The 10,697-nt window shown below is 66.9% G+C and carries 11 protein-coding genes and 1 pseudogene; 8 read left to right on the top strand and 4 right to left on the bottom strand.

The features are described 5' to 3' along the window. Positions 1-552 precede the first annotated feature (552 nt). Positions 553-966: a hypothetical protein gene (locus DAT35_RS57605; RefSeq protein WP_108077957.1), complete on the top strand. Its 414-nt coding sequence runs from the start codon at positions 553-555 to the stop codon at positions 964-966. 17 nt (positions 967-983) lie between these two features. On the opposite strand, the gene DAT35_RS57600 is transcribed toward DAT35_RS57605, so the two are convergent. Then, positions 984-1,472, bottom strand: coding sequence for an Lrp/AsnC family transcriptional regulator (locus DAT35_RS57600; protein WP_108077958.1), 489 nt, complete (start codon positions 1,470-1,472; stop codon positions 984-986). Positions 1,473-1,536: 64 nt separating this feature from the next. Between DAT35_RS57600 and DAT35_RS57595 the strand changes: the two genes are divergently transcribed. After that, positions 1,537-3,642, top strand: a complete 2,106-nt coding sequence (locus tag DAT35_RS57595) for a M3 family metallopeptidase (protein ID WP_108077956.1) — start codon at positions 1,537-1,539, stop codon at positions 3,640-3,642. Between the two features lie 220 nt (positions 3,643-3,862). Here DAT35_RS57595 and DAT35_RS57590 read toward each other — a convergent pair whose 3' ends face one another. Continuing rightward, positions 3,863-4,720 carry an SDR family NAD(P)-dependent oxidoreductase gene (locus tag DAT35_RS57590; protein WP_108077955.1) on the bottom strand — a complete coding sequence of 286 codons (858 nt, stop codon included), beginning with the start codon at positions 4,718-4,720 and terminating at the stop codon, positions 3,863-3,865. 129 nt (positions 4,721-4,849) lie between these two features. Here DAT35_RS57590 and DAT35_RS57585 point away from each other — a divergent pair, with 129 nt between their 5' ends. The 4 genes from DAT35_RS57585 to DAT35_RS57555 all read left to right on the top strand — a co-directional run bounded on the left by DAT35_RS57585 (position 4,850) and on the right by DAT35_RS57555 (position 7,427). After that, entirely contained in the window at positions 4,850-5,467 is a 618-nt protein-coding gene (locus DAT35_RS57585) for a TetR/AcrR family transcriptional regulator (protein WP_108077954.1), read from the top strand. A 168-nt stretch (positions 5,468-5,635) separates the two neighbouring features. Then, positions 5,636-6,004 carry a hypothetical protein gene (locus DAT35_RS61735; protein ID WP_233262325.1) on the top strand — a complete coding sequence of 123 codons (369 nt, stop codon included), beginning with the start codon at positions 5,636-5,638 and terminating at the stop codon, positions 6,002-6,004. An 81-nt stretch (positions 6,005-6,085) separates the two neighbouring features. Further along, entirely contained in the window at positions 6,086-6,175 is a 90-nt protein-coding gene (locus DAT35_RS62655) for a hypothetical protein (RefSeq protein ID WP_158502488.1), read from the top strand. Positions 6,176-6,989: 814 nt separating this feature from the next. Further along, the gene (locus DAT35_RS57555; protein WP_108077949.1) at positions 6,990-7,427 is read left to right on the top strand and encodes a VOC family protein; all 438 of its coding nucleotides are present in this window, start codon (positions 6,990-6,992) and stop codon (positions 7,425-7,427) included. 97 nt (positions 7,428-7,524) lie between these two features. Here the strand turns inward: DAT35_RS57555 and DAT35_RS57550 are convergent, their stop codons facing one another. Then, entirely contained in the window at positions 7,525-7,989 is a 465-nt protein-coding gene (locus DAT35_RS57550) for a phage tail protein (RefSeq protein ID WP_108077948.1), read from the bottom strand. A 152-nt stretch (positions 7,990-8,141) separates the two neighbouring features. On the opposite strand from DAT35_RS57550, the gene DAT35_RS57545 reads away from it, so the two are divergent. Beyond that, entirely contained in the window at positions 8,142-8,387 is a 246-nt protein-coding gene (locus DAT35_RS57545) for a hypothetical protein (protein ID WP_108077947.1), read from the top strand. A 543-nt stretch (positions 8,388-8,930) separates the two neighbouring features. Here the strand turns inward: DAT35_RS57545 and DAT35_RS57540 are convergent. Beyond that, positions 8,931-9,922, bottom strand: a pseudogene (locus tag DAT35_RS57540) (IS3 family transposase); the annotation flags it as partial. Positions 9,923-9,952: 30 nt separating this feature from the next. On the opposite strand from DAT35_RS57540, the gene DAT35_RS57535 reads away from it, so the two are divergent. Next, complete coding sequence (locus DAT35_RS57535; protein ID WP_108077946.1) at positions 9,953-10,114, top strand: ATP-dependent helicase HrpA; 162 nt, start codon at positions 9,953-9,955, stop codon at positions 10,112-10,114. The last annotated feature ends 583 nt before the right edge of the window (positions 10,115-10,697 follow it).

Here is a 10,697-nt window from a genome sequence, read left to right as displayed (position 1 = left end):
TGTCCACACCTCAACCCATCCAACCCCGTCCCTGGTCAACATCGACCATGTCGCGCATTCGACTGGTGCTCCACCGTTGCAACTGCCCATGCTCGTCCGGACGCATCAACCCGGTGAACGGTTACGAGAATTGATGTACACCTACTAGAATCGGCTCGGACGCTCATTTCGACCTCCTGACGACTGGAAGCTGACGACTCCTGCGGGCAGTCACCAGTATTGCCACTATAGGCCCGCGTGGGTGCGGGGGGTGGATGGAACTACGCCCAGGTCTTCTCGCTTGCGGAGTCGACGTGGCGCCTTTGGCGCCCGCCCGCGGGCCGCCGCAGCCAGACTTCTGGCAGTAGGCCCCCCAAGCACACGCACCAGCCCCCGCGCGCACCCGCCCGCAGGCTTCACCTGGGAGGCGGGACTTGGGGAGGGGTGCGCTCACACCGCCAGCAGAGAGCACCTCGAGGGCCGCCCGCCCCTGCCAGAGCGCGGGTGCAGCCATCGAGTTCATCCACCTCGCCGCCCAGCACCCCCCCCCGCAAGAGCGCGCCTGTTCCTCCTATGCTCGACGGCGATTACGCCTTCGTTCCAGGCCTCATCCGCATCGCGCGCGAAAAGGGCCTCTCGGCGTACGTGGGCGACGGGCGCAACCGGTGGCCCGCGGTGCACCGGCTCGATGCAGCCCATCTCTACAGGCTGGCGCTCGAGAAGGGTCTCGCGGGAGCCACGTTTCACTGCGTTGCCGACGAGGGCGTGCCGACCCGAGACATCGCGGACGTCATCGGCCGACGCTTGAAGGTGCCAGTCGTCTCGAAACCACGCGAGGAAGCAGTCAACCATTTTGGCTGGCTCGCGCGCTTCTTCGCGAACGACAACCCGGTCTCGAGCACGCGAACCCGAGAGCGACTGGGATGGAGTCCGCGACAGCCTGGGCTCATTTCAGACCTCGAGCAGGGTCGCTATTTCGCAACATGAAAAGAGAGAGGGAGACGTCAGCGCGGTGGGATGCCGACGCCGTGCGCGTGGTCCACCGGCAGCCCCAGGCGCGTGTATGAGAATACCAGCGATGTCTCGATGCGGCTCACCTCCGGCCGGCTCGTGAAGGACAGGATGGTCAGCCGCCGCAGGTGCTCGGTGTCCCGGCACACCACGTGGACGAGGAAGTCCGTGGTGCCGCCGAGGCAGTAGACGGCCACCGTCTCCGGCAGAGAGCGCAGGTGGTCTCCGATGTTGCCGAAGGCCTCGCCGACGTGGAGGCGGAGCTGGACGGCGATGAGCGCCTGCAGGCCGAGCCCCAGCGCGTTGGCGTCCAGCTCCGCCTGATACGCCTTGATGACGCCGTCCGACTCCAGCTTCCGCACCCGCATGAGGCACGACGAGGGGGCGAGCCCCACCTGCGCGGCCAGTTCCTTGTTGGACAGCCGAGCGTTGTTCTGGAGGGCGGTCAGAATCGCGCGATCGATTCGGTCGAGCTGGGGCATCGAGGTCTCCCGGACGAATACCATTCGATGGATGGACGACAGTCGGCACTCCTATTCTATTTTCATGACGAAAAACAGAATCGGTGCGTTCGTCTTCCTCGTGGCGGGCCTCGCGTCCGCCGCCCCGGCCACCCCCGCCAACCCGCTGCTGGAGCCCTGGACGGGCCCCTATGGCGGAGTGCCGCCCTTCGACCGGGTGAAGGTCGAGCAGTTCGAGCCGGCGTTCGAGGTCGCGATGGAGGAGAACCGGCGCGAGATCGCCGCCATCCTCCGCACGAAGGAGGCCCCCACGTTCGAGAACACCATCGCCGTGCTGGAGGACGCGGGCCGGACGTTCAACCGCGTCTACGAGGTCTACAACGCCTGGTCCACGGTGATGAACACGCCCGACTTCCAGCAGGTCGAGCACGCCATGGCGCCCCGGCTGGCGGCCTTCTGGGACGAGCAGTCCCAGGATCTCGCCCTCTTCCAGCGCATCCAGGCTGTCCATGACTCGCCCGAGATGGCGCGGCTGACGCCCGAGCAGCGGCGCCTCGTCCAGTATTACTACCGGGACTTCGCCCGCTCCGGCGTGAAGCTCGACGCCCCGGGCCGCAAGCGCATCGCCGAGCTCAACCAGCGACTCGCCGCCCTCTACACGTCCTTCAAGCAGAACGTGCTCGCCGACGAGGCGAACGCGGTAATCATCGACAACGAGGCGGACCTCGCGGGACTGCCGGAGGCCCTGCGCAAGGCAGGGGCGACCGACGCCGAGGCGCGCGGCCTGAAGGGCCGGTGGGTGGTGTCCAATACCCGCTCGGCCGTGGCGGACTTCCTCACGTACCTGGACAACAGGGCGCTGCGGGAGAAGGTGTGGCGCAACTACGACAGCCGGGGCGACCACGGCGACGCGCACGACAACAACGCCATCGTCAGCGAAATCCTCGCCCTGCGCGCCGAGCAGGCCCGGCTGCTGGGCTACCCCACGTACGCGCACCGGCAGCTCGAGGGAACCATGGTGGCCACGCCCGAGCGCGCCCTGAAGCTGCTGATGGACACCTGGGCCCCTTCCGTTGCCCAGGTGCGCGCGGACGTCGCCGGGATGCGGGCGCTGGCCCAGCGCTCCGGGCTGACGGAGGACATCGCCCCGTGGGACTACCGCTACTTCGCGGAGAAGGTGCGCAAGGCGAAGTACGACTTCGACGATAACGAGGTGAAGCCCTACCTCCAGCTCGAGAAGTTGAGGGAGGGCATGTTCTGGGTGGCCGGCGAGCTGTTCGGCTACACCTTCGCCCCCGCGGTCGGCGTGCCCGTCTACCACCCGGACGTGCGCGTCTTCGAGGTGAAGGAGCGCGCCAGCGGGCGTCACGTGGGGCTGCTGTACTTCGACCCCTATGCGCGCCAGGGCAAGTACAACGGCGGCCAGACCGACCCGTACCGCATCCAGGAGCGGTTCCGGGGAGAAGTCACCCCCATCGTGTCGAACAGCATGCCCTTCGTGAAGCCAGGGCCCGGCGAGGTCGCCCTGGTCGGCTGGCGCGACGCGCAGACGCTCTTCCACGAGTTCGGCCATGCGCTGCACGAGCTGAGCTCCAACGTGGCCTATCCCTCCCTGAGCGGCGGCCGCGTGGTGCGCGACTACGCGGAGTTTCCGGGCAAGCTGCTGGAGCGCTGGGTGGCGACGCCCGAGGTGCTGGAGCGCTTCGCGGTGCACCACAAGACGGGCAAGCCGATGCCGCCGGCCCTGCTGGCGAAAATCCAGAAGGCCGCGACATTCAACCAGGGCTTCTACCTGGTGGACTTCCTCACCTCCGCGCTGGTGGAGATGAAGCTGCACCTGGCGAAGGAACAGCCCCTGGACCCGGACGCGTTCGAGCGAGACACGCTCCAGCAGCTCGGGGCCCCGGCGGAGGTCGGCATGCGCTTCCGGATGCCGCACTTCGGCCATGTCTTCGCGAGCAACGCATACGCCGCCGGCTACTACACGTACCTCTGGGCGGACGTGCTGGCCGCCGACGCGTTCGAGGCCTTCAGGCAGGCCCGGCGGCTGCACGACCCCAAGCTGGCGGCGCGGCTGCGGCAGCACGTGTTCTCCGTGGGCAACACCGTGGACCCGTTCGAGGGCTACCGCGCGTTCCGCGGCCGGGACGCCACCAGCGAGGCCCTGATGCGCGAGCGCGGCATCCGCTAGCATCTCGACGGCGACACGACCGGCTCGTTCGACAATGACGTCTACTCGATCGGCCAGGACGCCCACAAAGCGCAGCTCGACGCTTGGAAGGCTTCTCCCTGCACGCCAACACCCACCTGCATGCCAATGACAGGGAGGGCCTGGAGCGCCTCTGCATAGACGTTACGTCCAGCCGGCTTCTTCGCGGGCACACACTGGCCGAGCAGGCCACGCAGCACGCTCATGCGTGGGGGGTCGGCAGAAACTCCTGTTCATAGAGGGCGCGCACCTTCTCCAGGACTCTCCGCCCCTCTCCGGGGAACGGGAGGTTTGTCACCCGGCCATTCGACAGAAAGGCCCCTGACAACCCTTCGCGCATGTCCACCGCCGCGTCGTACAGACGTGAGGCGCCCCGGCGGGGATGCGGGAAGAAGAACTTCATGAGGGGCTCCACGTAGAAGGGCAGTCCCGAAGCCTTTCCGCTTCTCAGGGTGTTGTTGCCCCCGGGGTCCACGCTCAGGAGCCGGATTCCCTCGGAGGCGGCCAGCGAGGCCTCCTCGCGGGTCCAGAGCGACAGCGCCAGCTTGGAGGTGGCATACGGGCCGAACAGCTTGCGGAAGGACGCCGGGTGCTCCAGCGTGTCGGGGTCGAAACGCCTGAAGAGCCTGAAGGCGCTGGTGGAGGTGTTGATGACTGTCTTCGATTGCCCCCGCAGCAGGAGTTCCTTCAGCTCCCGGTAGAGGATGTAGGGCACCACCGTCTGCAATTCGAAGTGAAGTTCGCGTCCCTGCTTGGAGAAGCCGAGTTCCGGGAAGCTGCCGCCCGCGTTGTTGAACAGCAGATCGATCTTCTCCTCGCGGGTCTTGATTCGCTCCAGCGCGTGCCGCAGGCCGCCGAAGTCGGTGAGCTCGGCCTTGTAGACACGCAGCCGCTTCGTGCCGAGGCTCTCCCGGAGCAGCGCGTCGTCCTCGGGAAATCCCGAGCGGATGAGGGCGATGATCTCCCATCCCTCGGCGAGCATCGCGCGGGTCAACTCGAGTCCGATTCCTGAACTGGCGCCCGTGATGAGCGCGGTTCGCGTCTGTCCCCTGGTGTCCATCCTGGTCTCCTCGCATCAACGAAGCGGATGACTCATCCGCTTCGGCGAGGGTATAAAGGCGAGGAAACGGATACGCAATCCGTTCGGATGGGGCATCCGTACGGGTGGAGGGCCGGTTAGACTGGCCGCATGACGAAGCGCGAGGAGTCGACCCAGGAAGGCGCCTTGCGCGCGGATGCGGCGCGCAACCGTGAGCGCGTGCTGGCCGTGGCCCGAGAGCTTCTCGCCGGCGGTGACGCCTCGTTGCAGATGAACCAGATTGCCCGAGCGGCCGGGGTGGGCGTGGGCACGGTGTACCGCCACTTCCCCACCCGCCAGGATCTGCTGGAGGAGCTCGTGAACGAGCACGTCCAGGCCCTGCTCGAGCACGCGCGCGTGGCCGAGACCTCCGGCGAGCCGGGACCGGGCCTGCGTCGCTTCCTGGGCGCGGCCCTGGAGCTGCTACTGGCCGACGTCGGACTCGCGGAGGTGCTCAATGCGCCCCGGGACGCGAACACCCGGACGGCGCGGCTCAAGGCCGAGCTCTACGCGGCGACGACCCGCCTACTGGAGCAGGCCCGGGGGGCGGGAAGCGTGCGGGCCGGGATTGGCGTCGACGACCTTCAGCGACTGATGTGCGGCATCGAGCACGCGGTGCGCATCGCGGGAGGAGACCGGCGGGAACTCGCCGAGCGCTACCTGAACATCCTGTTGGACGGCCTGCGACCGCCGCCGCCGAGCCGCGCTCGTGGAGGCCGCGGCAGGTGAGGCCCACGGTGCATGAGGCCACTCTCGTCTCGTGTGTGCGACTGCTCGACGAGGTCGAGAGCGACGCCCACCGCCGTGCCCGTCAGGTGGTTGACCCAAAGGACCATCCCATACGAGCCCGCGAGCGCCAGGTCATGGAGCACACGCACGCCCCGGACGGGGAGCGCGATGGGGGTCACCTTCTCCAACAGCGCGAAGGGCGTCGCGGCGGTGCGCTGGTGCACCCGCTCCACCGCTGCCGTGCTCTCCGCGGCGGCGGCCCCGGGCGAGGAGGAGGCACCAGCTTCAGAGGCGGCAGCTCGGGCCATGTGCCGGAAGCGTCAGCGCGCCCGGAGGCTGGATTGGGCGGGGTTGCTGCGCAAGAGGTTCGCACTGGACGTCTTCTCCTGCCCGAGGTGCGCAGGAAGGCGGCGGGTGCTGGCGTTCCTCACCCAGGGCAGCGTCATCCGGCGCATTCTTCGCCACCTGCACCTGCCCGAGCTGCCCCCACCCCAGGCTCCTGCCAGGGGGCCAGCTCAGCAGGCTCTCTGGGAGTGACGCACGGCTGAGGGATGCTCTCTCTCGCGGAGCCCAAGGCGACCGGTCGCCTGCGCAGGGGCGGGGGGCAGCGCGGATCTGGTGCTGCCCGCCGGGCTCGCGGTGGGGCCCGACGGGAGGCTGTACGTGGCGGACTCGGGCAACGCGTTGCTGCGCGCCATCACGCCGTGACCCGAGTGAGACCTCCAGGCCACAAAAAGGAGGTGCACATGGAGGAGGAACTGGAGCAGTTCCGACAGAGGACACGTTCAGAAGAGAGCTGAATCATCCAGAGGGTCCGGGATGTGGTGCGTGGAACCCGTTACTGGGTTCTCCTCGTGCGTGGTGAGCCAGCTCAACGCCGGGGCGGATCTGATCGACGACCCCGCGGAACGTATAGGCGGGAGAGAGGCCCTGTTGAGGGTGAGGGCTGGAGCAGAGGGGCCGAGGAGGGCCGCTGACGGGGCCTCCCGAGCGATGCTCCCGGCCGGTGGACAGACCGCTTGAACCCCCTTGGGGTACACGCCTGCCCAGGCCTCGCTCCCATCAGGTGCGTGGCTGGGGCCGCCGGCCTGGTGGCTGTCTTGCGCCTCAACACCTCGCGGCCTGGGCTGGCCCTCGCGCCGGGGCCAACCTCGCTCAGGCCGTGGGCAAGCCCAGGTGCTCCACAATCGCCCTCACCCCGGGGGCCCCCTTCACCTACGCCAACACACTCCGCCTGCCTCCACTCCTCACTCAGCCGAACACGTCCAAGTCCAACGTCCTCCTGAGCAACTCGGCCCACTCTACTCGCGGCGTCCTCTCCTTCATCCGCTCCTTCCTGGCCGCTGCCTCACGCCCCGCTCGCACCTCCTCCTCTCCTGCTTGCTCGTTCGCAGCCCGATGTCGCCCGCGGCGAAGCACGGCCCGCCTATAAGCGAGCCTTCGACGCTCAATTGGCCGTCTACACCGGCAAGCCATCGACCGGCCGATTATGGTTCCAGCCGAATGGAAAGGCAGGGCGTCGATGACAGTCAAGCGGATGGACAACGTCGGCATCGTGGTGGAATCGCTCGAGACCGCCATCTCTTTTTTCGCCGAGCTGGGCCTGGAGCTCGAAGGGCGAGCCACCATCGAAGGAGAGTGGGCAGGGCGCGTCACCGGAGTGCGCGACCAGCGCGTCGAGATCGCCATGATGCGCACGCCGGACGGCCACAGCCGGCTCGAGCTCTCTCGATTTCTGGCGCCGCCTGTGGTCGCCGATCACCGGAACGCCCCGGTGAACGCGCTCGGCTACCTACGTGTCATGTTCACCGTGGAGGACATCGACGATACGGTCGCCCGGCTCCGCAAGCGCGGCGCGCAGCTCGTCGGCGAAGTGGTCAAGTACGAAGACGCGTATCGGCTCTGTTACATCCGGGGCCCCGAAGGACTTCTCATCGGGCTTGCCCAAGAACTCGGATGAGCGCTGATGATTTTGGACCAGTCGCGATGGCTGTACGGGTACCGGCGATGATTGCGTCACCGCTTCAGCGCGCGCCACGCCGGACGTGCCGACATCTTCAGTACTCGCCTTTGATCACGAAGAACGAGCCGCGGATCGTGCCTGCAAGCTTCGACTTCTGCTTCGCGAACTTGAAGCGCGACGCGAGTTCCGGCGGAACTTCCATCCCGTCGGAGAGCTTGAAGCCGACGGCGCGCTTCTTCTTGTCGTCGAGCGTGTACAGCACGTTGATCGCGAGGCCGCTCTCGTAGAACACGAAGGTCCAGCGGATGTTCTCGACGTGAAGCTCCGTCGCCTCGAGCGGGCGCGACTCGATAACGATGTCGCGCTCCTGCTTCAGGATCCGGTGCACGTAGTCGATGAGCTTCTTCGCCTTGCTCGCCGGCTCGACGACGAAGGCCTGGCCGTACTTGTTCTTGAAGTAGCGCGCCTCGTTGGCGCGCAGCCCCGCAAGCGCGGCCGCCACCGGCGACGACTCGAGACCGACGGTCGAGACGTTCTTGAAATCCACCTCGTAGACCATGCCCGTCATCCTACACCGGGCGCACAGGCGAAGCGTATAGGCGGGATAGAGGCCATGTTGCGGGTGAGGGCTGGAGCGGAGGTGCTGAGGAGGAGCGCTGACAGGCGCCGCCCGAGCAGTGAGTCGAGGGCGCGGGGGTGGAGGGCGAGCACGTGGAGGCGCTCACGCATGCCCTCGGAGGCAAGGCGAGGGTAGGCCCCACCGCGTCGTGGTGGGCGGCCGCGGCACGGGCGCGCGCACCGCAGGCGAGCGATGCCGCCGTCGAGGCGCGTCACCCGGGGCTCGGGCCGGATGCGGCCACCGCGGCGACCCACACCTGGACAGTCCAGCAGCACACCACGTCGGGCGGCTACACCTTCCATTACCTGCGCGTCGAGTGTGCGGTGAGGCCGCCGTAGGCCCCCCCCCCGGCGTGGAAGGTGTGGGGGGGCGCCGGACGCCTCGTCACGTTCTCTCCATCAACTCACAAAATGTCTTGCACCACTCCACCCGGATGAAGACCCAGACCGAGGAGGTGCATCGAGACCATCCATTCATTCATCCAACCAGGGACCGTTAGTGACAAACACTTTCAAGGAATGAAGCGTGTCATGGAGAAGGCAAAGATCGAGAAGCAGCCGCAAATGAAGAAGTTCACGATTCGTGACCTGGAGACCGTGAAGACGACCGCGCCGCTCTACCTCGGTTTTTGCGGCGTGCCGGTCTAGCGCTCACGTCGGGCGTTTGGGACCGGGGCCAGAGCCCTGTCTCGGCTCTGGCCCCGATTCAACCCTACCAGCCCCCTTACCACCATGATGAGCCGATACACGTCCCAGAGCCGGATCCACGTTGAACACTTCCAACGAAAGGTGGAGGGTGACGAGGTCATCATCGGACGTCCGGAGCTGGGAACCTTCGTCGCGCTCCCGTCTAGGCTTGCCCCGGTTACGTGGACAGTAGGATTAAGATGCCGACTTCTGCGGTAAGGCCGCAAGCTCAAAATCCGCTGGACTGACGTAGCCCAGCGAAGAGTGCCGACGCTGGCGGTTGTAGAAGACCTCAATGTACTCGAAGAGCGCCGTGCGGGCCTGCTCGTGGGTGGCGAAGTCGGTGTCGTGGACGAGCTCCATCTTCAGGCTGCTGAAGAAGCTCTCGGCCACAGCGTTGTCCCAGCAGTTGCCCTTGCGCGACATGCTGCACTGAATCCCGCGAGCGGCCAGCGCCTTCTGGTAGTCCTCGCTGGCATACTGACTGCCCCGGTCCGAGTGGTGCAACAGTCCTCGCGCTGGCTGTCGGCCCTTGAGGGCCATGTCCAGAGCGTTGAGCACCAGGTGCCGGTCGATGTTCTCGCTCATCGACCAGCCGACAATCATGCGCGAGAAGAGGTCCATGACGACTGCCAGGTACAACCAGCCCTGCCTCGTCCAGACGTAGGCAATGTCCGTGGCCCAGGAACTGTTGGGCTGACCGGGGGAGAAGTCGCGCTCGAGGATGTTGGGAGCTACGGGCTGAGCGTGGCGTGAATCCGTCGTCTGCACGAAGCGACGCTTCTTGCGAGCAGCCAGGCTCTGTTGGCCCATGAGTCGGGCCACGCGCTTGCGACTCACCCGGCGGCCCCGGGCGCGCAACTCGGCATGCACACGCGGGCTGCCGTACCTGCCGCGGCTCTCCTGGTGCACTGTCGCCACCTCTTGGGCCAGGGCCCGGTCCGCCTTGTCCCTCTCGGACTCCGGGCGCTGCTTCCAGGCGTAGTAGCCTGAGCGAGACACGCCCAACTGCTGGCACATGAAGTCGATGGGGAAACAGGCCCTCTCCGCGTCGATGAACTTGAACCTCACTTCGAGGTCTCCTTCGCGAAGAAGGCCGCCGCTTTTTTTAGGAAGTCGCGCTCCATCTCCAGGTGGCGCACCTCCTTGCGCAGCCGCACCAACTCATCCCGTTCCTCCGTTGTGAGTTCCCCCAAGCAGGTGAGGAGGGGGCGAGCGTGGCATCTGAGGCAGCGCTCAGGAAGGAGCCGAAGAAGGAGCGGATGCCGCGAGTGGACCAGGCGAAGCTGCTGCGCAGGACGTTCGCGTTGGATGTCTTCACCTGTGCCTGGTGTGGAGGCAGGCGCCGGGTGTTGGCGTACCTGATGGCCTACTCATAATGCCCCTCCGTCCTCCACACTTATTTGAGCTTGCCCGTCGTCACCTGACTTGTAGCTCTGGGCTCTCTCGAACTTCATTGCTCGTCGCTTCGCTGCTCGTCCCTTGCCTCTGCGCGAAGTGCTCCGTGCAGGTCTCAACGTAGGACTGGCCGCGGGAGCGGGCACGACCGGCGAGCTGCGTCTCTGCTCGAGAGCCGCCTGCACGGCCTGGGCAAGCCTCAACAGCGCGGGGACCGAGAGGCGGACCTCCCGGCCACCGACGCTCGGCGGAACGAGGGGTGGGGAGCGGTCCGTCCACTCGAGCTTACGCCTCAACACCACGCGGCCTGGGCTGGCCCTCGTGCCGGGGCCAACCTCGCTCAGGCCGTGGGCAAGCCCAGGTGCTCCACAATCGCCCTCACCCCGGGGGCCCCCTTCACCTACGCCAACACACTCCGCCTGCCTCCACTCCTCACTCAGCCGAACACGTCCAAGTCCAACGTCCTCCTGAGCAACTCGGCCCACTCTACTCTCGGTGTCCTCTCCTTCATCCGCTCCTTCCTGGCCGCTGCCTCACGCCCCGCTCGCACCTCCTCCTCTCCTG

The sequence above is a fragment of the Vitiosangium sp. GDMCC 1.1324 genome (genome assembly GCF_003044305.1).
Classification (GTDB): Bacteria; Myxococcota; Myxococcia; order Myxococcales; family Myxococcaceae; genus Archangium.
Note: the sequence above shows the minus strand (reverse complement) of the source record. Positions and strands in the feature narration are given on the sequence as shown.

Bases quoted from the DNA above. Each gene is read 5' to 3' on its own strand.
- DAT35_RS57590 (WP_108077955.1), bottom strand. From the start codon at position 4,720: ATGGACACCAGGGGACAGACGCGAACCGCGCTCATCACGGGCGCCAGT.
- DAT35_RS57550 (WP_108077948.1), bottom strand. From the start codon at position 7,989: ATGGTCTACGAGGTGGATTTCAAGAACGTCTCGACCGTCGGTCTCGAG.
- DAT35_RS57600 (WP_108077958.1), bottom strand. From the start codon at position 1,472: ATGCCCCAGCTCGACCGAATCGATCGCGCGATTCTGACCGCCCTCCAG.
- DAT35_RS61735 (WP_233262325.1), top strand. From the start codon at position 5,636: ATGGGGGTCACCTTCTCCAACAGCGCGAAGGGCGTCGCGGCGGTGCGC.
- DAT35_RS57585 (WP_108077954.1), top strand. From the start codon at position 4,850: ATGACGAAGCGCGAGGAGTCGACCCAGGAAGGCGCCTTGCGCGCGGAT.
- DAT35_RS57595 (WP_108077956.1), top strand. From the start codon at position 1,537: ATGACGAAAAACAGAATCGGTGCGTTCGTCTTCCTCGTGGCGGGCCTC.
- DAT35_RS57605 (WP_108077957.1), top strand. From the start codon at position 553: ATGCTCGACGGCGATTACGCCTTCGTTCCAGGCCTCATCCGCATCGCG.
- DAT35_RS57555 (WP_108077949.1), top strand. From the start codon at position 6,990: ATGACAGTCAAGCGGATGGACAACGTCGGCATCGTGGTGGAATCGCTC.